The sequence below is a fragment of the Achromobacter sp. 10T422 genome (genome assembly GCF_056394065.1).
This window is the reverse complement of record NZ_JBFTHD010000006.1, coordinates 179118-200631: the sequence shown is the minus strand read 5'-3', so window position 1 is coordinate 200631 and position 21514 is coordinate 179118. Positions and strand designations below refer to the sequence as shown.

The following is a 21514-nucleotide window of genomic DNA, read 5'->3' as shown; positions in this document are numbered from 1 at the left end:
CGGCGCCAGATGCCGGTGGCTATTCCATCTTCGCGCCCGAGATCTTCACGATCTCTGCATATCGCGCAATTTCAGATTGAATAAACGCGCTGAACTGCTCCGGCGTTTGACCGGCCGGCACCAGCGCGCCCATGCTTTCCATGCGCTGCTTCACTTCCGGCGTGGCCGTGACGGCGTTTACTTCTTTGTTCAGGCGTTGCACCACATCGGCCGGCGTGCCGGCAGGGGCGACGATGCCGTACCAGGCCGACGCAATCATCTTCGGCACCCCGGCTTCCTCGAACGTGGGCACGTCCGGCAACGCCGGCAAACGCTGGTGCGACGCAACGGCCAGCGCGCGCAACGCGCCTGCTTGAACCTGGGCCAATGAACCCGTGTCCAGCATCATGTCGACTTGTCCGGCCAGCAGATCCGACACGGCGGGGCCGCTGCCCTTGTAGGGAATGTGCAGCACGTCCGCACCGGTCAGATGCTTGAACAGCGCGCCCGCCAGGTGCTGCGACGACCCCACGCCGCCCGAGCCGTAATTCAGCTTGCCCGGTTCAGCCTTTGCTGCGGCCACCAGGTCCGCCACCGATTTGAAGGGTGACTGCTTGGGCACTTCCAAAATGTTCGGGATCTCGGCCACGAAAGCGACGGGCGCGAAGTCCTTGGACGCATCGAACCCCAGGCGCGAATACAGATGCGGGTTCGCGGCGTTGGTGGAGCTGGTGGCCATCAGCAGCGTGTAGCCATCCGCCTTTTCGCGCACGAACGACGCCGTGCCGATATTGCCGCCTGCGCCGGCCTTGTTGTCCACGATCACCGTCTGGCCCAGGCGTTCCGTCAGGCGTTGCGCCAGCAGGCGCGCAAGCGAGTCAGTGGCGCCGCCCGGGGGCCATGGCACGACGAGCTTGATGGGGCGCTCGGGGTAGCTTTGGGCGTAGGCGGCGGGGGCGATGCCGGCGGCAAGCGCGGCAAGCCCGGCGACAGCGAGCGCGCGGCTGGCGCGCCGCAGGAAGGCGTAGGACATGGAGTCTCCAGATGTGCCGGCCGTTGTATCCGCATCGGGTGGGCGAGGCGGCGGGCCGTGTCGGTGTGCAATGACGCGGCGTGTCGCCGCTTTTCTTATGCGAGGGACTCTACGCAATCCTCCTTTCCTGCAAAAGAGATAAATAATCAACAAACTCTATTCCATAAGGGAATGGAATGCGGGAATGGAATGCGAATGGATTGAGGGATGGCACGCGGCGGTCGTTTGATCTAAAACGGTTTGGTGCGCCTGCCCTTGGTGTAGGCTGGCGGTCCTCACGCGCCTTGCGTCATCTCAACCTTCAGGTCGTTCGCAGCACCATGAATCTACGTTTCTTTCCCGGCCTGAATAATTTCCGTGGCATCACGCGAGACTCGGCGCGGCGTGACGTCATGGCCGGGTTGAGCGTGGCGGCCGTGGCCTTGCCGGTGGGGCTGGCGTACGCCGCAATGATGGGCGTGCCGCCCGTTGCCGGCCTGTGGGCCGCCATTGCGGGCATGCTGGGCTACGCCTTGTTCGGCTCGTCGCGCACGCTGATCGTGGGGCCGGACACCGCTACCTGCACGCTGATCGCCGCCACCTTGACGGGTATGGCGCTGACCTCGCCCGAAGACCGCCTGGTTGCGGCCACGGGCATTGCGCTGACCGTAGGCGTGGGCTGCCTGATCGCGCGCGTGCTGCGGCTGGGCGTGCTGGCCAACCTGCTGTCGCGCCCCGTGCTGATCGGCTACATGGCGGGCGTGGCCATCACGCTGGCGATGTCGCAACTGAGTGGCCTGACGGGCGTGGGCTTGCGCAATAGCGGGCTGGTGCATCCGTTTCTGGAGCTGTCGCGCCGCATTCAGGAAATTCAGATTCCAACGCTTTGCCTGGGGCTGGCGTCGTGCATTCTATTGGTGGGGCTCAAACGCTGGCGCCCGGCGTGGCCGGGGCCGATTTTGCTGGTGCTGGGCGGCTGCCTGCTGTCGTGGCTATTCAACTTTCCCGAGCTGGGCATTGCGGTGGTGGGCGAAGTGCCTGCCGGCTTGCCCGGCATCAGCCTGCCCGTTCGGCTTGAAGGCGTGGACAGCATGCTGTTGGGCGCGGCGGGCGTGCTGGTGGTCAGCTTTTCCAGCGGCATCGTCACCGCGCGCAGCTTTGCCGCGCGCACGGGCGAGCACGTTGACCCCAACCGCGAGCTCGTGGGGTTCGGCGCGGCCAACGTCGCGGCAGGCCTGTTCCAGGGTTTCGTCGTGACGGGCGCCGATTCGCGCACGGCGGTGGGGCTGGTGGCGGGCGGGTCATCGCCCTTGGTCAGTATCAGCGCGGCGATGGCGCTGGCGATCGTGGTGGGTCTTTTGAGTGAGCCGTTGTACTGGCTGCCGCAAGCGGTGCTGTCAGCCATCTTGCTGCTGGCTGCGGTGAGCTTGTTTGATGTCAAAGCCTTCATGCGGCTGGCGCGAATTTCCCGCATCGAACTGGCATTCGGCATCTTGGCAGCGGTAGGCGTGGTGGGATTCGGCGTGCTGCAAGGCGTGGCCGTGTCGGTGGGCGCGACCTTGCTGTACGCGATGTACGTGTCAGGCAACCCGCGTGATGCGCTGCTGGGCCGGTTGCCGGGCGAATCCGTGCTGGGCAAGCTGCACCTGAATCCCGAAGCGCAGCCGGTGCCGGGCGCCGTGATCTGGCTATTTGAATCGTCGGTGTGGTTCTTCAACGCCGACGCCTTCCGGCGCCGCGCGCGCGAAGTCATGGACCAGGCTGGCGATGTGCAATGGTTCGTGCTGGACGCCGAAGCCATGACGCAGGCCGATGCCGACGCGGTGGAAGCCTTGTACGAGCTCAAGCGCGAGCTCGACGACCGCCACATCACCCTGCTGGTGGCGGGCGGCCACGGCCAGTTCCGCATGGCGCTGGAACGCTCGGGGCTGGTCAAGAAGATCGGCCGCGACAAAATCTTCGGCAGCCCCGAGCAAGCGGTGGAAGCGATTGAACGTTGGCGTCAGCCAGCGCCAGAGACGTTGGCCTGAGTTTGGCCTGACGTCGCCCCGAGGTTGCTTCGACGTTGCCCCGGGGTTGCTCCGACGTTGCCCCGAGGTTGCCGTGCCCCTAATCGATGATGTGATAGCCGCCGTCGATGTACAGCGTCTGCCCCGTCATCAGGCGGGCGGCGTCGGTGGCGAGCCAGGCGGTGGCTTCGCCCACGTCATCAATCGACACCAGGCTGCGCGCCGGCGCCTTGGACTGGGCGCGGTCCAGCAAGGCGTCGAACTCCGCAATGCCCGAGGCGGCGCGCGTCTTCAGCGGCCCCGGTGATATCGCATGCACACGGATGCCTTGCGGGCCGAGTTCGGCGGCCAGATAGCGCGTGGCGGATTCCAGCGCGGCTTTGACCGGGCCCATCATGTTGTAGTGTTCCACCACCATCTGCGAGCCGTAATAGCTCATGCAGAAGAGGGCGCCGCCCTTGGCCATCAGCGGTTCGGCAAGTTTTGCCATGCGGATGAATGACCAGCACGACACGTCCATCGCTTGCAGAAAGCCCTCGCGCGAACAGTCGGTGACGCGGCCGTGCAGATCGGCGCGCGGCGCGAATGCGATGGAGTGCAGCACGAAGTCCAGCTGGCCCCATTCGGCGGTGACGCGGTCGAACACGGCTTCCAGTTCGCCCTCGTTCAACAGGTTCAGCGGCATCAGCAATGACGCATCCACCTGGCGCGCAAGCGGCTCCACGTGCGGCAGGGCCTTGTCGTTCAGGTAGGTTACGGCCAGCTCCGCGCCCATCGCACGAAACGCCTTGGCGCAGCCCCAGGCAATGGAATCCGCGTTGGCGATGCCGGTAACCAGTCCACGTTTGCCGGCCAATGGCAGCGCCGGGTTGAGGGTGGGCGCGTTCATCGTTGACGCACCAAGGCCAGCGTGTGCTGCGCGATGATCAGCTCTTCGTTCGTGCGAACCACATACACGCCGATGCGGCTGTCGTCGGTCGAGATGCGCGGCCCGTGATGAGCGTTGCGTTCGGGGTCCAGCTTGATGCCCAGCCAGCTCCAATGGTCGGCGATGGCTTGGCGGATTTCGGCAGAATTTTCACCCACGCCGGCGGTGAAGACGATGCCGTCGATACCGTTCATGGCGCAGCCCAGGCCGATCATGCCTTCGGCGACGCGCCACGCGAAATACTTCAGCGCCAATTGCGCGGCGGGCGCATCGCTGGCCAGCAGTTCGCGCATGTCGTTGCTGATGCCCGACAGGCCTTTCATGCCGCAGTCGTGATAGAGCAGGTGCTCGATCTGGTCGTGGTCCATGCCGCGTTCCATCATCCACAGCACCACGCCCGGGTCCAGCCGGCCGGGGCGCGTGCCCATGGGCAGGCCTTCCAGTGCCGTGAAGCCCATCGTGCTGTCCACGCTCTTGCCTTCAAACATGGCGCAAGCCGACACGCCCGAGCCCAGATGCGCGGCAATGATCTTGCCCATCGCCAGGTCAGGCAGCGCCTGGCGCAAGCGCTGCGCGATGTACTCGTAAGACAGACCGTGAAAGCCGTAGCGGCGCACGCCTTCCTGATACAGCGATTCCGGCAGCGCGTAGCGGTCGGCCACATCGGAATGGCTGCGGTGAAAGGCGGTGTCGAAGCACGCCACCTGCGGAATCCACGGGCGGCGTTCGCGGATGACGCGAATGGGCGCCAGATTGTTTGGCTGATGCAGCGGCGCAAGCGGGGTGAAGGTGTCGAGCTTGGCCAGGATGGCGTCGTCGATCAGGACGGGTTCGGACAAATCCGGGCCACCATGCACCACGCGGTGGCCCACCGCCAGCGGCGCGCCGCCCAGATGGCCGCTTAGCCACGTGCCGACCACTTCCTGACCGTTGGGCACGTCGGCGGCGTGGGCGGGCGCAATGTCGCGTTCGACCAGCGTCTGGCCGTCGGCGGCACGCACGCGCAAGCGGGGGTGTGACGTGCCGATGCCTTCCAGCTGCCCGCCCAGGCGCGGCGCGAGTTCTTGCTTGTCGTCGATGTCGTACAGGTAGAACTTGATGCTGGAACTGCCGGCGTTGATGACGAGAATGGTGTCGCTCATGGCTCTGGAATCCGGTAGCAATGGGGCGGGGATCAACCCCGCGTTTCAGATCAGCGTTTCAGGCCAACGTGTCAGGCCAGCGGACGGGCTGCTTGCTGGCTCAGGTGGTGCGCGTAGATCGCCGCCACGGCGCAAGAGGCCAGGCGCGAACGCGGGCTGTCGGCCCGGCTGGTCAGGATGATGGGCACGCGCGCGCCCAGCACGATGCCGGCGGCTTCGGCGTTGGCCAGGAACGTCAGGTTCTTGGCCAGCATGTTGCCGGCTTCCAGATCGGGCACCACCAGCACTTGCGCCACCCCCGCCACGGGCGAGCGGATGCCCTTGATGCGCGCGGCGTCCGGGCTGATCGCGTTGTCCAGCGCCAGCGGGCCGTCCAGCAAGCCGCCCGTGATCTGGCCACGGTCAGCCATCTTGCACAGCGCGGCGGCTTCGATGGTGCTGGGAATGTTGGGCGTGACTTGTTCCACCGCCGACAAAATCGCCACGCGCGGTTCGCCCAGCCCCAGGCCTTGGTGCAGGTCGATCACGTTGCGGATGATGTCGGCCTTGGTTTCCAGGTCGGGGAAGATGTTGATGGCGGCATCGGTGATGAAGAGCGGCTCGGCGTAGGTCGGCACTTCCATGATGAATGCATGGCTGATGCGCCGGCCGCTGCGCAGGCCTGTTGTGCGCGCCACCACTTCATGCATCAGCTCGTCGGTGTGCAGGCTGCCCTTCATCAGCAAGGTGGCCTCGCCATTGCGCACCAGCGCCACGGCCGTTTCGGCGGCCGCGTGGCTGTGCGGCACGTCAACGATGCGGGCGTCGCCCAAGTTCAGGTTGAACTGGGCGGCCGTGTCGCGGATCTTCTTTTCCGGGCCCACCAGAATCGGGTGCAACAGGCCCAGGTCGCGCGCTTCCAACGCTGCCGACAGCGACGGCTCGTCGCAGGGGTGGGCGATGGCGCAGAAGGCCGGTTCCAGCGTCTGCGCGCGCGCGATGAGCTTGTCGTAATGCGTCGAGGTGGGCAGCGTCATGCGGATTTCACCTTGGCGGGTTGACGGGCGGCGGGCTTGGCGGCGCGCTTGGCGGGCGCGGCCGTCTTGGTGGCCGACGACGTGGCCGCCTTCGTAGCTGCCTTGGTAGCCGCCGTCGTGGCCGGCTTGGCGGCGGTCTTGCCTGCTGCCTTGGTCGCCGTCCTTGTCGCCGTCTTAGCAGCCGTCTTAGGGGCCGTCTTAGTGTCTGTCTTAGTGTCTGTCTTAGTGTCTGTCTTAGTGTCCGTCTTAGCAGCCGTCTTGGTCGCTACCTTGGCTGCTCGCTTCGCCGGCGCTTTCGCCTCGAGTTCGGCCGCGGCGGATTTTGCCGCCTCGGGGTGCGGCACCGCCTTCTTGGCGGGCACGCTTGCCGCCGCTTCGACCAGCGTCATGATCGGGGCGGACGGCTCCGGCAGCTTGGTCACATTGCCCTGTTCGCGCTTGAGCGCACGGCGCTCGGCCGTTTCGAAGATGCGCTCCATTTCCGCCAGGCTTTCGCGTGCAGCGGGGCTCAGCGGTTCGGCGGCTTCCAGCACATGCTTCATGTTGCGCAGCGTGCCGCGGATGGCGGCAGCGGGCGAATTTTCAAGCAGTCGCGGCATGGCCTGGATGGCGGCATCCGAATCCAGGGTCAGGATCAAGGCCTGATCGCGCGTGACGTCCTTGAATTCCTGCAAGGTCATCGCGTTGTCGGATTCGGCGCGCATCTTGCGGATCAAGGCGAAACTGCGTTCGTCCAGGCCGCCTTCCGCGCCGGATACATACAAGAGCATGCGAATGGCTGCGACGCGCAAGCCGCCTTCCTGCACCAGCGAACGCAACTCAGACGCGCGTTCTTCCATGAAGCGGCGATGTTCCGGCGACACGCCCGGGTGCTTGCGCGGCGGGCCAGACTTCGCGCCCAAGCCGGCCAGGTCCTGCACCAGCGGCGAACCATAGACGCTCATGAACGTGCGCTCATCAGCCGAGTCGCGCATTTCCTGCCAGATGTTCAGGCTGGTCTCGACCCAGTTTGAGAACATTTCCTGCGCCATCAGGAAGGGGTTGGCCGACGATACTTCCTGGCGATTTTCACGCACCTGCTCGGCCACCTTGGCAATGGGCGCAATCATCGGATTGCGGTCCGAGATCAGCTCGTAGGGCAGGCGCAGCGGATGCAGGCGTTGGCTCCATTCGGCCGATTGCGGCGTGACCATGGCGCGCAACCACGGCTGCATGAAGCTGCGGTACATGCCCAGGTTGATGTCCGAAATGCGGGCAACCGCGGCAAAGCGGCGGTCGTCTTCTTCCTTGCGGTCGACGATGGCGCGCACGTCGTCCAGCTTGCGTTGTTCGAACGACAGCACGTAGTTGCCGAACGCCAGGTCGGCGTTGGGCGTGTCGGGTGTCTTGTCGACGATCTCGGCTTCGTAGATGCCGGGCGGCAGCACGTCGATCATGTCGATGTTCGACGTGAATTCCTGGTGTTCCTTGCGGGCCACGCTGCCCGACACGAAGATGCCCAGGTGGCCGATGCTCTCATGCACGGCGTAGACGATGGTCTGGCCGTGCGCCAGCACTTCGGCTTCGTTCTGATAAAGGTCGGGAATCCAGCCCAGCGCCTGCGGCGGGGGCGTGATGTTGTCGCCCTTGGAGCAGAACACCACGATGGGCGATTGGATGTTGCGCAGGTCGATGCGGATGCCGTCAGACGTCACAAGACCTGCGGTGGACAGGCGGTTGCCGACAAACAGGTTGTCGACGATGTACTGAATTTCGGGGCCGTTCAAAAAGACGTGGCCGCCCCACCATTTTTCAAAGCTCAGGTAGCGGTCGGCCTCGGTGTCCACCTTGGAGTACAGGTTGTACTGCTTGGACCACAGCGTGTTGGCCGGATTCAGGTTTTCGAAGTTCTGTACCAGCCAGGCGCCGTCGAACTTGCCATTGCCCAGATCGCTGGTCATCGCCGTCAGCCAGCTGCCACCGAGCAAACCGCCGGAATAGCGCATGGGGTTCATGCCGCGCCAGCCTGCCCAATACGACAGCGGAGCGCCGGCCACGATGATGGGGCCGAACAGTTCCGGGCGAATCGCCGCCGTCATCATGATCTGCCAGCCGGCCTGGCAGTTGGCGACCACAACAGGCTTGCCTTCCGCGTCCGGGTGCAGCGCGATGATCTCTTCCAGGAAGTGCGCTTCCGCCATCATCACGTCTTCGACGGTCTGCTCTGGCATGGGCTGGGGCAGGAAGGTGGCGAAGTAGCAGGGGTGGCCGGCACGCACGGCCACGCCGATTTCGCTTTCAGGCTTGAAGCCGCCAATGCCGGGGCCATGTCCGGCGCGGGGGTCCACGACCAGGAAGGGGCGTTTGATCGGGTCCGTTTCCACGTCGGCGGGCGGCTTGATGCGCAACAGCCCGTAGTTAACGGGGCGCGGCAATTCGCGGCCATCCAGCACCAGCTCAAACTCCATGCTCAGCACGTTGGGCGCGCGCTTGGCCATGTGTTCGTGGTACTGGTTGCCGCGCTGGCGCAGCACATCGGCGTAGAGCACGCCACGCTGCCAGGCATCCACGGCGTATTCGTAGGCGGCCGTCCAGGGGTTGAAGGACGGGGTGGGGACGCGATCGTTGCCGGAACCGGCCATGGCGATCTCCTGTAAGTTGCTCCCGGCGGCGAAAGGCCGCCGGGCCGATTCCCGAGTGGAACCGGCCGAGTTGACTTCCCCATTACACCGCAACGGATGCTGCGCTGCAACATAAGATGGGTTGATCCCGGTCAAAAAAAAGCGTGCTATCTGTCCCTGCTTAACAGGGCGTGACGCACGGCTTTGGAGAGGGCTTCAGCTGTTTGGGGCCATGGCATCGCGGCGCCTGCGGGGGAGTCAGTCCCGCGCGGCGGCGTTGTGCTCCAGCCATTTCTGGACGGAGGGCCGTTGCCATTGGGCATCGGCGTAGGCGCGCAAGGGGTCGGGCAGATCATCCAGCGCCAGGCGCTTGAGCGTCACCGCCAAGTCCAGGTCGGCAATACACCAGTCGTCGAACAGCGTCGTCTGGCCCACGCCAACCAGGTAGCTGGCCACCTGGATCAGCTTGGCCGACGCGGCGTGCGCGGCGTCGGACAGGGGCTGGCCGGCTTGGCCGTAGAACACGGTTTCAGTAGGGCGTTCCTGGCGCAGCGCGCCCAGGTCGCTGCGCAGCCACGCTTGCAACTGGCGGGCGCGGGCGCGTTCTCGGATGCCTTGGGGATACAGCGCCGCGTGCTTGGGCGCGGGGAAGACTTCTTCCAGGTATTCCTCGATGACGCTCGACTCGGTCAGGTTGAAGTCGTCATGCGTCAGCGCTGGCACGCGGGCCGTCAGCGCGCGGCATTGATAGGGCTGCATGCGTTGCTCGCCCGCACTCAGGTCAATGGGGCGCACTTCGAAAGGCAACTGCTTTTCGGTCAGCGCCACATACACCGACATGGCGTAGGGGCTAAGGAACTGGGAATCGACGTATAGCGTAATCGGGGCGCCCAAATCATGTCTCCGGTCAGGCGGGGGTTGCGATGGCGGTACGGAATCGACACGTGGCGGGAGGCCATGCGAATTGCAAAGCGTAACGCAATTGCAATTCGCCGTGTCGCGCCGGCGCGTCAGTCAACGATGAAGAGCTTGGCGCCCGTGGCGGTGGACGAGCGATGCGGTTCGGCCTGATCGGCCACCTGGTAGCTCATGCCCGGGGTCAGCAGGAATTGGCGCCCGTCTTCCAGTTCGGTGTGCAGCTCGCCTTCCAGACAGAACAGGATGTGGCCTTTGCTGCACCAGTGGTCGGCCAGGTAACCGGCCGTGTATTCGACCATGCGCACGCGCAGGTCGCCAAACTGGCGGGTGCGCCAGTACGCCATGCCGGTGTCGCCAGCGTGTTCGGTGCGTTCGACTTCGGACCAATCAGTGGTGCCGAAGGGGATGTTGCTCATCTTCATCGTGAATCCTGCGGGGTGATCCGGGCGGACGGGCAAAGGGTGGGGCCGACCGGTAAAAATCAGATACTACGCCACTGATGCGACAAGTCACTGACGCTTACGGCCCAAATGCTTCCAAACGCGGCCAGCCGCCCTGGCGAATGACATTGAAAAATCGGTTCGCAACCCCTATCTTCTTGATATTCAAGGCCGGATGCGGCGCCGCCGCGCGCGGCCGAAACCGTTAAGGTGGGCTGGAACATGGAGTTCAAGGACTACTACAGCATTCTTGGGGTGGAGCGCGGCGCGTCGGAAGACGAAATCCGGCGCGCATACCGCAAACTCGCCCGCAAATACCATCCGGACGTCAGCAAGGAAAGCGACGCCGAGGTCCGCATGCGCGACGTCAACGAGGCCTATGACGTCTTGCGCGACCAAGAAAAGCGCCTGGCCTATGACAATCTTGCGGCTGGCGTGTCGCCCGATGGCGGCTTCCAACCGCCGCCAGGCTGGGACGAAGGCTTCGAATTCCACCGCGGCGCAGCGCCCGGCGACGAAGCGCAATTCAGCGAGTTCTTTTCGTCACTGTTTGGCGGACGCGGCCAGCGCGGCGGCGCGCGCCAGCAGGATTTTCGTGCGCGCGGAGACGACCATCACGCCGCCATCGAAGTCGACCTGGAAGACGCGCTCAAGGGCGCGACGCGCGACATCAGCCTACGGGCCATGGAGATGGACGACCAGGGCCGCCCCCACATGAAGACGCGCACGCTCAGCGTGCGCATTCCGGCGGGCGTGCGTGAAGGCCAGTACATCCGGCTGTYGGGGCAGGGCATGCCCGGTTACGGCGGCGGAGAAAATGGCGATCTGTACCTGGAAGTGCGCTTCAAGCCGCATCCGCAATATCGGGCGGAAGGGCGTGACCTTTACATGACGCTGCCGGTGGCGCCCTGGGAAGCCGCGCTGGGCGCGAAGGTGAACACGCCCACGCCGGGCGGCACCGTTGAAGTGTCGATTCCGGCTGGCTCGGGCAATGGGCGCAAGCTGCGTCTGCGCGGGCGCGGCATACCAGGTGATCCGCCGGGCGATTTGTACTTGGTGCTGGACCTGGTGTTGCCGCCTGCCGATAGCGAGGCGGCCAAGGCGGCCTACCGCAAGCTCCAGCAAGACGTGCCCTTCAACCCACGGCGCCACATGGGGGTTTGATCATGAAGAAAGTTGTCATCACCAGCGCCACCGTCGTGGGCAAATCACAGCCGCTCAGCGCGGACGACCTGGCGCGCGCATGCGGCGCGGAAGTGGAATGGGTCGCTCAGTTGGTAGAGGTCGGCATCGTCAACGCCAGCGGCCAGCAGGCGGAATGGTGCTTCTACAGCGTCGATTTGCAGCGCGCCCTGCACGCCCGCCGCCTTGAGCATGATTTCGGCGCCAGCCTGGATGCCGTGGCGCTGATCCTGGACCTGAGCCAGGAAGTGCGCCGCCTGAAGGCGCACCTGCGTGCGCTGGAGGGAACGGACCGCTGATTACGGCCGGGGCAGAGGGGCAGAGGGGCAGAAGAGGGGATAAGGGGCCAGTAAACTACGCGCTTGCTTTGCCACAACAAACAAGCGAAACGCATCTTGGAGACGTCTTCCCCTTCCGCGCAGGCCCCCGCGGCCAGCGCGCGCCTGGATGGCCTGAAATCCTGCCTGCCCGTCATGATCGGCTACTTCCCGGTGGCCGTGACGTTCGGCATTGCGGGCATGGCGGCGGGGCTGACCCCGCTGCAAGTCATCCTGATTTCCGTATTTGTCTACGCCGGGGCCAGCCAATTCCTGCTGCTGGCCTCGATCAAGGCCGGCACGCCCTGGTTATGGGTGGTGGCGCTGTGTTCGCTGTTGAATGCGCGCCATCTGCTGTATGGCCCGCTGCTGTCGCGCTTTCTGCCGGCGGCGCTGCGCGACCGGTTGAAGGTCGCATTTCTGCTGACTGATGAGGTCTTCGCCACGGCCTTCAATCGCCTGCAAACCGTGCCGCCTGCGCGGCGCCAGGGCTGGATGATTGCGCTGGGGCTGGGCGCCTGGCTGACGTGGATCGCCGGCACGGCGGTGGGTGTCTACGCGGGCGACGGGCTGGAACGCCATTACCCGATGCTGTCGCAAGTGATGCGTTTCGCCTTGCCCGCGTTGTTCATGGCGCTGGTGTGCCAGAGCGCCAAGCGCGGCATGGGCTTGCCCGTCATCGCCGCGGTGGCGGGCGCGGCCGCCGCGGCCGCCATGGGCCATACGACGCTGGCGATTCTGGTCGGCGCCATCGTCGGCTGCGTGGCCTACCGTTTGAAGAGGTCAGCATGAACGCCGAAGGCTTGGGTTTTTGGGGCGCGGTGATTGCGATGGCCGTCATTACGTATCTGACGCGCGCGCTGCCTTTCATGTTGTCCGAACGCAGCCGCCTGTTGCGCCATTTGTCACGCGAAGGCTCGGCGCTGGCCGCGCTGGGGCCCAGCTTGCTGGCGGGCATCGCGGCGGCGGTGATCGTGCCTGACTTGATGGATGCGGGGGCGGACGCCGCCCGCATCGCGCCTTATGTGGGTGGCTTGGTCGTCACGGGCGTGGCCGCGCGCCTTGTCGCCAATACTGGCGTCGCCGTGTTGTTGGGAATGGCGGGGTATGGCGTGTTGCTGGCGTTGGCTGGGTGAACGCGGCGGGGTGAACGCGGCGGGGGTGAATGCAGCGGGGGTGAGTGCAGCGGGGTGATTGCGGCGTACTGAACCCAGCGGGCTGAACGCCGCCCCTTGTTTTACGCCTTCTTGCCTTGCACGCGCGCCTGCAAATCCGCTTGCCACAGTTCCGGACGGCCCAGATACTTGGCCGGTTCCAGCAGCGTGTACACGCCGTCCTGCTCTAGCGCCATGGTGGGAAAGCCCGTGCCGCCCACCTGTGCCAGCAGCTTCCGGCTGGCCGCGATGTGGGCGGCGGTATCCGCGCCTTCGGCCGTTGCGTAGGCGGCATCGAACGCATCGCCGTCCAGGCCAATTTCGCGAGCCAGCAACTTCAGCACCACCGGGTCTGCAATGCGTTTGCCTTCCACGTAGTGCGCCACTTGCAAGCGCTTGAGCAAGTCCAGCCCGCGGCCCGCCAGCGTTTGCGCAGCCAGGATGGCGGTGGTGGGCGGTTCGGAGTCGAACACGGCGCCCGTGTCGCGCAGTAAACCGTCGAAGTAGTCCTTGCCGAAAGTCTGGCCCGTCAGGCCCGCGATGCGTTCATCGTGCGGCATGACGTAGCGTCGCAAGGCGTCAGAGACGGGTTGGCGGTTGCCGCCGGTCATCATGCCGCCGCCATGGGGCGTGACTTGCAGGCCGGCGACGCGGCGGGCGGCGTCCACGAGCGGCGCGGCGCCATAGCACCAGCCGCAAAGCGGATCAAAAATGTAATGCAGGGTGGGGGTCGAGGTAGCCATGGCGCCATGGTAGACGCGGGCCTTGCTGAAAAACAGCCCTGGCGCGGTTGCCAGAGTGTTGCATCGGCCGTGCGGATTGCCCGCACGGCCGTCTTGCCATTAGCCGGTCATTAGCCAGCCATTAGCCAGCCATTAGCGGGCCATCAGCCGGCCATTGGCCAACCACAGCCAGCCATTACCCCGCGATCTGCACGCCGATCCAGAACAGGCCGGCCGCCAGCGCCATCGACGCGGGCAGGGTCAGCACCCAGGCTAGCAGGATGTTGCGCACGGTGTTGCCTTGCAGGCCGGTCTTGTTGGCGATCATCGTGCCTGCTACGCCTGAGGACAGCACGTGGGTGGTGGACACGGGCAGGCTGAACACGTTGGCCAGGCCGATGGCGGCCACCGCCGTCACCTGCGCCGACATGCCTTGCGCATACGTCATGCCTTGCTTGCCGATCTTCTCGCCCACGGTCAGCACCACGCGGCGCCAGCCCACCATGGTGCCCGCGCCCAGCGCCAGGGCCACCGCCACGATCACCCAGAAGGGCGCGTATTCGGTGGTGGCGGTCAGGTCGGCGCGCAGGCGTTGCAAGTCGGCGCGTTCACGGGCGGGCAGCCCTTCAATGCGCGACACCTTCTTGGCGGTATCGTCCAGGCACAGCAGATAGCGGCGGACGTCGATGCGCTTTTCTGCCGACAGGTCGGCGTAGTTGCTGACGCCCGCCAGGTCGGTTTGCAGGGCGGCAATCGTCGGCACGGTCAGTTCGGGGTCGCAGCGGAAATTGCGCGGCAGTTCGGTGGTGGAATCCGAACGCTTGAGCGCCAGGAAGTCGCCCAGCATCGCTTCGTTGCGCTGGTAGAACACGTTCAGATGGTTCGCCGCGTCGCGGGTGCGTTCGATCTGGTAGGTGGTGCTGGTCGTATCCAGCACGAAGTTGGCCGGCACGATGCCGATCAGCACCAGCATGATCAGGCCAATACCCTTTTGCCCGTCATTGGAGCCGTGCACAAAGCTCACGCCCATGGCGGACAGCACCAGCACCAGGCGATTCCAGAAGGGCGGGTGCTTCTTGTTGTCGATGGCGCGGCGCTGGTCAGGCGTCTTGTGCATCTTCGAGACCGGCAGCCACCGCTTGAGCAGCAGCAACAACCCGCCCGCCACCACAAAGCCGGCGATGGGCGAGGCTACCAGCGACAGGCCGATATCGACCGCCTTGCCCCAGTTGACGCCATCGGCCAGCGGCAAGTCGGTGATCAAGGCGTTGGCCAGGCCCACGCCCAGGATCGAACCGATCAGCGTGTGCGAGCTTGACGCCGGGATGCCGAAGTACCAGGTGCCCAGGTTCCAGGCGATGGCCGCGGCCAGCATGGCGAACACCATGGCCAGCCCGCGTCCCGTATCCACATTGATCAGCAGCTCCACCGGCAGCAGGTGCACGATGGCGTATGCCACCCCCACGCCGCCCAGCAGCACGCCCAGGAAGTTGAAAATGCCGGACAGCACTACCGCCAGATGCGGCGGCATGGCCTTGGTGTAAATGACCGTGGCCACGGCGTTTGCCGTGTCGTGAAAGCCATTGATGAATTCAAAGGCCAGGACGAATGTCAGGGCCAGCACAAGACTGAGGCCGACCCAGAGATCTAGGCCGTGGAAGAGGTCGAACATGGAGGCGGGGGGCGAGGTTCCGGCGAGAGGAGCCGATTATTGCAGATTTGTGACCTGACCCTGGTTGCGTTGGAAAACCAAAGCCTGGTCCGTCCCCGTCAGCCGCTTCAGAACTTGGAGTACTGGAACTCGATTTCCATCGGTTTGCCCAGGTTGGCGGCCGTGTCGGCCTGAATCAGCAGCACGGCCAGCACGCCCAGATACAACAGGCACAGCCAAAGGGTTCTTTTCATATCTGGGCGCCTGTCATGGCCGGAAGGTCTCGGCGATTTTCTGATTCACGCGCAGCCAGCCCAGTTCGCCCAGGTGCTGCACGTCGCGCAGCATCCCGACTTCGAACGGCGCGCTGTACATGTCCATGCAGGTCATGGCGTAGCGCTGGCACAACGAGGCCACTTCGCGTTGCACGGGTTCAAAGCGATTCAGATCCTTGAACACCATTGGGTGCAGCGGCTGCATCACAAACAGCGCGTTCACGTTGTGCTGGCGCAGCAGCGCCATCAGCGCGGTCAATTCGCGCAGCTCGTCGCGCCCGGTCAGGGGCTGTGGCTGGTAGGCGGTCTTGCCGCCTTCGGGAATCGTGCGCAGGTACTTGTTGAAGAAGTCATCGCGAACGGCATAGCGGTTGCCGGCCATCAGGCTCTGTTCCGCGCTTTGGGCCTCTTGGGCCAGCGCATCCCAGTCGACGACGCGCGCGGCGGCGGCCGGGCCTTCCGGTTCCTGCACGGGGGCGGATGCGGCGTACGCGGGCGCCCATAGATCCACCAGGCGCTGGCGCAACACGTAGGCCTGTTCGGCCATCATCGACCAGGCCACGCGGGCGTCGCCCTTGTCTTGCAGCCAGCGGGCGAGTTCCGCCCGGCCCTCGGGCTGCTTGAGCAGGCGCGGCAAGAGCGGGTTGGCGTGTTCGTTGAACTCGTCCGCGCTCAGTCCGCCGTCGCCATCGAACCAGCCGGGCGACAGCATGATCACCACCCGGGACGCGGGCGACAGGTCATTGGCCAGCGCGGCCAGCACAAACTGCATGCCCAGAGACTGGAAGCCCGAATGGCCATACGCCAGCACGGGCATCTGCAATTCGTCGGCCAGGTAGCGATACGGCACGAAGCGCAGGTCGTTGCTGGTCAGCTCGGACGACCCCAGGATCACCAGCCGGTCGCCGGTGCGCAGCGCCTGGCTCAGCCGCGACAGGTTGCGCGTCTGCTCATTCAGGGTGTTGCCCAGGTTGGGGATGTAGATGCCGGGTGCGGCGGCGGGGACTGGCTCGGTCTTCAAGGCCAGCGGGTGCCAGGCGACCCAGCCGGCAACGACGGCGGCGGACAGGGCCAGYGCCGCGGCCAGCGCGTGCTGCCGAAGAGTGCGTTTGAACATGGAATGAGGCGGGCGCGCTGGAAACTCGAATTAGATTGTTAGCGGATGTTATCCAGCGCGTATGACCGGAACAAGCGCGGCAAACCCCAAGCGGCGGCGATTCGCATTTTTGCCACAAGGCGAGGGCGCTTGAGCCGGCCGGGGCAGCGCTTCCTCCTGGGAAAGAATGCGATAGCATCGACATCGCGGCGCGCTTTAAGGATTTCCAGGATTGACCGCGCCGCGCTGTCTTCCCAAATCTCCTTACCGATATCAGCCGCCCATGACCGCCATCCCCCGTATCGCCCGCCGCCATCCCGACGACCTGATCATCGGCTTGGTGTCCGTCTCTGACCGCGCCTCGTCTGGCACCTACCAGGATCAGGGGCTGCCCGCGCTGCGCGAATGGCTGGGCTCGGCGCTCGCGTCGCCGTGGCAGGCGGTGGACCGGCTGATTCCCGATGAACCGGCCCGCATTTCCGAAACGCTGATTGAACTGGTCGACATCTGCGGATGCGACCTGGTGCTGACCACAGGCGGCACCGGGCCGGCTCGCCGTGACGTCACACCCGAGGCCACGCTGGCGGTCGGCACCAAGGAAATGCCGGGCTTTGGCGAACAGATGCGCCAGATCAGCCTGCGTTTTGTGCCCACGGCGATCTTGTCGCGCCAGGTCGCCGTCATCCGCGAAACGCCGTCGCATGCCGCGCTGATCGTGAACCTTCCTGGCCAGCCGAAGTCCATACGCGAGACCTTGGAAGGGCTGAAGGGCGACGACGGCGCCGTGCTCGTGCCTGGCATCTTCGCCGCCATTCCCTATTGCATCGACCTGATCGGCGGCCCCTACGCGGAAACGCATGCCCAGGTCATCGACGCCTTCCGCCCCAAATCGGCCCGCCGCGCGCCCAAGGCCTGATTGACCGCTGCGTTATAGTTTTGGCCGCTTTTGTCCACCCCGCTTCCGTCCACCATTTTCTGCTTGAGAGTCTGACCGTATGAAGGTTCGCATCGCCCTGTCCCTTACCGTCCTGGCTGCCCTGTCGGCCTGCGCCAATGTCAAAGACGTGCGCCAGCGCGACCCGGTCTTCTATGGCGCCACCCAGCGCACGGCCGAGGACTACACGACCTGCGTGGCCTCCGCCTGGAAGAATATGGGCGTCAATTTCAAGCAGAACGCCGTGCGCAACGGCTTTGAACTGGTCCAGGAAGACAGCCTGGGCGTCGAAGCCGTGCTGACGACGACCACCTGGAAGGGCAAGACCGAAACGCGCCTGTCGACCCGCATCGCGCGCCGCGATCAAAGCATCATCGAACCGGCGAACCTGTGCCTGTAAGCGCCCCGATGCCCGTAACCGTTGCATTCCAGCGCCGCGACATCCTGCGCTTGGGTCTTGCCGCCGCCGCCCTCAGTCTGAGCCTGCCGGCTCGCGCTCAGGCGCAGCAGGGCTTCATCACCCGCAAACTCAATGCGCCCGTGCCGGGCGGCGTTGCCGTGTTGCCGCTGGGTGACGCCGAGCGCGCGCCCGAAGTCACGTTCCTGGACCGCCGCGTGCTGGTCGTGCGCGAAGGGGGCAAGCAGTGGATCGCCATCATCGGCATTCCGCTCAGCGTGAAGCCTGGCGAACAGCAGGCGGTGGTGACGGATGCGCGCGGCCCGCGCAAGCTGCCGTTCAAGGTGGGCGCCAAGGAATACGTGGCGCAGCACATCACGCTGAAGAATCCGCGTCAGGTGGACCCCAATCCCGACGACATGAAGCGCATCGAACGCGAAATGGCCGAGCAAAGCGCGGCCAATCGGACGTATCGCGCGGGCGTCACGCCCAGCAACCTGTTGCTGGACCGTCCGGTGAACGGCGGGCGCCTGTCCAGCCCCTTCGGCTTGCGGCGCTTTTTCAACGGCCAGGAACGCAACCCGCATTCCGGGCTGGACTTCGCCGTGCCGGCGGGTACGCCGATCAAGGCGCCGGCAGCGGGCATCGTGGTGCTGGTGGGGGATTATTTCTTCAACGGCAAGACGGTGTTCCTGGACCATGGCCAAGGCTTCGTCAGCATGTTCTGCCACATGTCGGCCATCGATGTGAAGGTGGGCGACGAGGTGCCGCGTGGCGGTGTGGTGGGCAAGGTGGGGGCGACGGGCCGGGCGACCGGGCCGCATCTGCACTGGAATGTCAGCCTGAACGATGCGCGGGTGGACCCCGCCATTTTCATCGGGGCGTTCAAGCCCTGATCGGGGGGGCTACGCTGGGCGGCGGCGGGGTCACTGCCGCCAAATCTGACCAAACTCGGCCCAACCTGGCCCAGCCCAGCCCAGCCCAGCCCAGCCCAGCCCAGCCCAGCCCAGCCCAGCCCGGCCATGCGCGCGTCAGACCGTGGCGGTCTGTTGCGCTATCTTGTTCAGCACGAACTGGTGCATGCGCTCGGCATACTCCATCTGCTGGCGCACGTGGAGCTGCTCGGCTTCCTGGTCATCCAGGCAGTTGTCGTACTTGATCTTGGCTTCGGCGTAGGTCAGGCCGGTATTGCGCAGGCTGTTGATGAACGCCTCGCGTGACTGATTGAGCAGGCGCAGGCCTTCTTCCCCCTTCACGAACCTTCGTCGTGCCAGGGAAAGCTGGTCAGCAGCGGCTTGCAATTCTTGTTTGAGATCCATCTTGCTTCATGCGTATCCCGTCAGACATTGCGCCTGACTTGGGGGCCATTCTTTCACGAATGGACGTCCCACGCATTACGGCATGTCGCGGCTTGGGCTTAAGGCCAGTCTTGGCCCGAGGCCCGCGCGCAGCAGGGTCAGGGAGCCGGCCCAGAGCCGGCCCTGAGGCCCTGGCTTAACGGCGGTATTGCTGGGGACGATGCGGCGCGGGAGCGCGTTCGTCTTTGTGGCGGAAGTTGATGCGGCCCTTGGTCAGGTCATAAGGCGACATTTCCAGGGTGACGCGGTCGCCCGCCAAGATGCGGATGCGGTGCTTGCGGATACGGCCGGAGGCGTAGGCGCCGACTTCGATGCCGTTGTCCAGTTTGACGCGGTAGCGGCTATCGGGCAGCACTTCGTCAACAATGCCATCCAATTCGATGAGTTCTTCTTTAGCCATTCTCTACTCCTTGATCAATACGCGCAGCCAGGCCGGCGGCATGACGCGCCGCATGTAGCGGCAAGCGCGTTGGACACAGATAACCAGGTCCAGCGGTTTGAACGTAAAACGTTCGGGCAAGCGCGGGTAAGGGCCACGGCATCACAAGGGGATGTCTGATATGACGGATACTCGCGCAGCGTGGGCAATGTGCGCGCGGTGCGCGGCTTGGTCGCGGCACCGTGCAAGCGCACAGCGCCGGAAGAAGCGGGTTGGATCGTTTGCTGCAATGCCGGGCGGCGCGGGGGTCGTGCTGGGGTAACGCGGCGCAATTGGCAGAGGTGCGATTTGTTCCCAAATCCATTCCCAAACCGGGAACTGCCTGGGTATCTAGGGGATTGACCCGAAGGAGTACAGGTTGGGTACGCAGAGTGACCGAAGCCCGGTTTTTGCGGAAAAATCACGGACTGATGTTACAGCAAAGCGCAACGATTAGCCAGTTTTTATCTGTCGTTGCGCCGTGATAGTTGTTGCTGAACGACTCTACGCCCCCGGGATGCGCGCCTGGTAGTCGGCTTCCCAGCCGCGATGCGCCGACCAGAAGGGGCCGGGATCGCGCCCTGCCAAGCGGGCCGACAACACGCCCAGATGCGTGTGCCATCCGCCTGCCACGTCCACCATGTCGTTGCGCGAGTTCAGTTTGCGGTGTGTCAGCACCAGCAGCGTGCCTTCGCCTTGCGGCGTCAATTCGAACGTGACCTCGGACGGCACGCCCTGCGATCCGCCCCATGTGAAGGCCAGCAGCCGGGGCGGCTCGCACCGGGTGATCACGCCATGGGTTGTGACGCCGTTCTCATACGGCTTGTAAGGCTCGGGCGTGGGTTCCTTTACCGATGACAGGTCCGCGTGCACGAAGCGCAAGGTCACGCCGCCGCCCTCGCGCAGCTCCATGTCGCCAGTGGCCAGCCAGCGGCCCCGCTTGTCGGATTCGGTCAGAAATGCCCAGACGGTTTCCACGCTGGCGGGAAGCGTGCGGGTAAAGCGCAGGGAAGTGGGGTCCAGGACGACGCCGTGTTCACTCATGTTGCTCTCCATGGGAAGTGGACGGGGCCACGCCGGCGCTGGCGGCAATCGCCGATTCCAGCGCATCCAGCTTGCCCGCCCAGAACTGTTCATAGAAGCGCAGCCACTGCATGGCCTCGGCCATGGGTTCGGGATTCAGGCTGCACACGTGCGTGCGGCCATGGATGGTGCGCCGGATGAGACCGGCGCGTTCCAGGGCCTGCACATGTTTGGAGGCGCCAGCAAAACTCATGCGCAAGGGCGCGGCCAGCTCTCCGATGGTGTGATCCCCTTGCGCCAGGGTGCGCAGCATGTCGCGGCGCGTGGGGTCGGCCAGCGCGCGAAAGACGGCATCCAGAGCGGGGGAGGGAATAAGTTCAACCATGCGGTTGAATATAAATCGGCCACCGCAGTTGTTCAACCATCAGGTTGAGAATTTATGTAACGGCCTGCGCGGCGGGTTCGTGCGCGTCTTCGATGGCGCCCGGGTGTTGCGGAAGGTTGTCCGTGATGTCGAACCACGGCGCCTTGCTGCCTACATGACAGTGCGCGGAAGGTTTGATGCCGGGATCATCGTCCAGGGCGCCCAATGGCAAACCATAGGTGTCCGGAGTCTGGTCGAAGCGGCTGAGCAACGGCGTGCCGCAGGCTTCGCAAAAACCGCGGTAATTGCCCGGCGACGAGGCATACCAGGTGACGTGGTTTTCGCCCTTGGTCCATTTGAAGTCGGTGACTTGAACCGACGCTCGGCTGCGAAAGGCGGCGCCATGCGACTTGCGGCACATCACGCAATGGCAATTGAGGGCGTTGGTGAGAGGGCCGTCGATTTCATATTCAACGCGGCCGCAGAGGCAGGAACCTTTGATCATGATGACCGCCCGGCAAGTGGGGAAACAGTTCGAATATACCCGCGCCGTCAAACCGCTGCGACAGGCCGGCCGGG

Annotated in this window: 24 protein-coding genes; 8 read left to right on the top strand and 16 right to left on the bottom strand. The window is 64.9% G+C overall.

What is annotated here, in order from left to right; all coding sequences use genetic code 11:
* Positions 1–19: 19 nt before the first annotated feature.
* Positions 20–1012 carry a Bug family tripartite tricarboxylate transporter substrate binding protein gene (locus AC1DB0_RS17390; protein ID WP_476758001.1) on the bottom strand — a complete coding sequence of 331 codons (993 nt, stop codon included), beginning with the start codon at positions 1010–1012 and terminating at the stop codon, positions 20–22.
* A 320-nt stretch (positions 1013–1332) separates the two neighbouring features.
* On the opposite strand from AC1DB0_RS17390, the gene AC1DB0_RS17385 reads away from it, so the two are divergent.
* Positions 1333–3021: a SulP family inorganic anion transporter gene (locus AC1DB0_RS17385; protein WP_181953184.1), complete on the top strand. Its 1689-nt coding sequence runs from the start codon at positions 1333–1335 to the stop codon at positions 3019–3021.
* Between the two features lie 79 nt (positions 3022–3100).
* Here AC1DB0_RS17385 and fabI read toward each other — a convergent pair whose 3' ends face one another.
* The 6 genes from fabI to AC1DB0_RS17355 form a co-directional block, all read right to left on the bottom strand.
* Positions 3101–3889, bottom strand: a complete 789-nt coding sequence (gene fabI / locus AC1DB0_RS17380) for an enoyl-ACP reductase FabI (RefSeq protein WP_054422542.1) — start codon at positions 3887–3889, stop codon at positions 3101–3103.
* On the bottom strand, positions 3886–5070 hold the full coding sequence (locus tag AC1DB0_RS17375; protein WP_476758002.1) for an acetate/propionate family kinase: 1185 nt from the start codon (positions 5068–5070) through the stop codon (positions 3886–3888). Before AC1DB0_RS17375 ends, fabI begins: the two co-directional genes overlap by 4 nt.
* Before the next feature lie 71 nt (positions 5071–5141).
* Complete coding sequence (locus AC1DB0_RS17370; protein WP_054422540.1) at positions 5142–6086, bottom strand: phosphate acetyltransferase; 945 nt, start codon at positions 6084–6086, stop codon at positions 5142–5144.
* Positions 6083–8707 carry a DUF3141 domain-containing protein gene (locus AC1DB0_RS17365; protein ID WP_476758003.1) on the bottom strand — a complete coding sequence of 875 codons (2625 nt, stop codon included), beginning with the start codon at positions 8705–8707 and terminating at the stop codon, positions 6083–6085. The genes AC1DB0_RS17370 and AC1DB0_RS17365 overlap by 4 nt, the downstream gene beginning before the upstream one ends.
* 237 nt (positions 8708–8944) lie before the next feature.
* Positions 8945–9580, bottom strand: a complete 636-nt coding sequence (gene yfcF / locus AC1DB0_RS17360; RefSeq protein ID WP_175171420.1) for a glutathione transferase — start codon at positions 9578–9580, stop codon at positions 8945–8947.
* Positions 9581–9696: 116 nt separating this feature from the next.
* Complete coding sequence (locus tag AC1DB0_RS17355; RefSeq protein WP_054422537.1) at positions 9697–10026, bottom strand: DHCW motif cupin fold protein; 330 nt, start codon at positions 10024–10026, stop codon at positions 9697–9699.
* Between the two features lie 240 nt (positions 10027–10266).
* On the opposite strand from AC1DB0_RS17355, the gene AC1DB0_RS17350 reads away from it, so the two are divergent.
* The 4 genes from AC1DB0_RS17350 (at position 10267) to AC1DB0_RS17335 (ending at position 12679) form a co-directional block, all read left to right on the top strand.
* Positions 10267–11208 carry a DnaJ C-terminal domain-containing protein gene (locus AC1DB0_RS17350; protein WP_476758711.1) on the top strand — a complete coding sequence of 314 codons (942 nt, stop codon included), beginning with the start codon at positions 10267–10269 and terminating at the stop codon, positions 11206–11208.
* Positions 11209–11210: 2 nt separating this feature from the next.
* Positions 11211–11525 (top strand): chaperone modulator CbpM, encoded by a 315-nt coding sequence (locus AC1DB0_RS17345; RefSeq protein ID WP_054422535.1) that lies wholly within the window; start codon positions 11211–11213, stop codon positions 11523–11525.
* Positions 11526–11621: 96 nt separating this feature from the next.
* Complete coding sequence (locus AC1DB0_RS17340) at positions 11622–12335, top strand: AzlC family ABC transporter permease (RefSeq protein WP_476758005.1); 714 nt, start codon at positions 11622–11624, stop codon at positions 12333–12335.
* Positions 12332–12679 carry an AzlD domain-containing protein gene (locus tag AC1DB0_RS17335; protein ID WP_175171422.1) on the top strand — a complete coding sequence of 116 codons (348 nt, stop codon included), beginning with the start codon at positions 12332–12334 and terminating at the stop codon, positions 12677–12679. The genes AC1DB0_RS17340 and AC1DB0_RS17335 overlap by 4 nt, the downstream gene beginning before the upstream one ends.
* Before the next feature lie 101 nt (positions 12680–12780).
* On the opposite strand, the gene AC1DB0_RS17330 is transcribed toward AC1DB0_RS17335, so the two are convergent.
* From AC1DB0_RS17330 to AC1DB0_RS17315, 4 genes are all read right to left on the bottom strand, one after another.
* Complete coding sequence (locus tag AC1DB0_RS17330) at positions 12781–13440, bottom strand: DsbA family protein (RefSeq protein ID WP_054422533.1); 660 nt, start codon at positions 13438–13440, stop codon at positions 12781–12783.
* A 175-nt stretch (positions 13441–13615) separates the two neighbouring features.
* Positions 13616–15091 (bottom strand): inorganic phosphate transporter, encoded by a 1476-nt coding sequence (locus AC1DB0_RS17325; protein ID WP_342067040.1) that lies wholly within the window; start codon positions 15089–15091, stop codon positions 13616–13618.
* 107 nt (positions 15092–15198) lie between these two features.
* Complete coding sequence (locus tag AC1DB0_RS17320) at positions 15199–15324, bottom strand: hypothetical protein (protein ID WP_255696068.1); 126 nt, start codon at positions 15322–15324, stop codon at positions 15199–15201.
* 13 nt (positions 15325–15337) lie between these two features.
* On the bottom strand, positions 15338–16462 hold the full coding sequence (locus AC1DB0_RS17315) for a D-alanyl-lipoteichoic acid biosynthesis protein DltD (protein ID WP_054422531.1): 1125 nt from the start codon (positions 16460–16462) through the stop codon (positions 15338–15340).
* Positions 16463–16724: 262 nt separating this feature from the next.
* Between AC1DB0_RS17315 and mog the strand changes: the two genes are divergently transcribed.
* From mog to AC1DB0_RS17300, 3 genes are all read left to right on the top strand, one after another.
* On the top strand, positions 16725–17357 hold the full coding sequence (mog, locus tag AC1DB0_RS17310) for a molybdopterin adenylyltransferase (protein WP_346551015.1): 633 nt from the start codon (positions 16725–16727) through the stop codon (positions 17355–17357).
* 79 nt (positions 17358–17436) lie between these two features.
* Positions 17437–17775 (top strand): hypothetical protein, encoded by a 339-nt coding sequence (locus AC1DB0_RS17305; RefSeq protein ID WP_054422529.1) that lies wholly within the window; start codon positions 17437–17439, stop codon positions 17773–17775.
* A gap of 8 nt (positions 17776–17783) precedes the next feature.
* Complete coding sequence (locus AC1DB0_RS17300) at positions 17784–18668, top strand: peptidoglycan DD-metalloendopeptidase family protein (RefSeq protein ID WP_476758006.1); 885 nt, start codon at positions 17784–17786, stop codon at positions 18666–18668.
* 135 nt (positions 18669–18803) lie between these two features.
* Here the strand turns inward: AC1DB0_RS17300 and AC1DB0_RS17295 are convergent, their stop codons facing one another.
* The 5 genes from AC1DB0_RS17295 to AC1DB0_RS17275 all read right to left on the bottom strand — a co-directional run bounded on the left by AC1DB0_RS17295 (position 18804) and on the right by AC1DB0_RS17275 (position 21440).
* Positions 18804–19091, bottom strand: a complete 288-nt coding sequence (locus AC1DB0_RS17295; protein ID WP_175171426.1) for a hypothetical protein — start codon at positions 19089–19091, stop codon at positions 18804–18806.
* A 175-nt stretch (positions 19092–19266) separates the two neighbouring features.
* Complete coding sequence (infA, locus tag AC1DB0_RS17290) at positions 19267–19530, bottom strand: translation initiation factor IF-1 (RefSeq protein WP_006221179.1); 264 nt, start codon at positions 19528–19530, stop codon at positions 19267–19269.
* Positions 19531–20052: 522 nt separating this feature from the next.
* Entirely contained in the window at positions 20053–20592 is a 540-nt protein-coding gene (locus AC1DB0_RS17285) for an SRPBCC family protein (protein WP_054422527.1), read from the bottom strand.
* Positions 20585–20956, bottom strand: coding sequence for an ArsR/SmtB family transcription factor (locus tag AC1DB0_RS17280; RefSeq protein WP_175171428.1), 372 nt, complete (start codon positions 20954–20956; stop codon positions 20585–20587). The genes AC1DB0_RS17285 and AC1DB0_RS17280 overlap by 8 nt, the downstream gene beginning before the upstream one ends.
* Positions 20957–21008: 52 nt before the next feature.
* Positions 21009–21440 (bottom strand): GFA family protein, encoded by a 432-nt coding sequence (locus AC1DB0_RS17275; RefSeq protein ID WP_447982413.1) that lies wholly within the window; start codon positions 21438–21440, stop codon positions 21009–21011.
* Between the last annotated feature and the right edge of the window lie 74 nt (positions 21441–21514).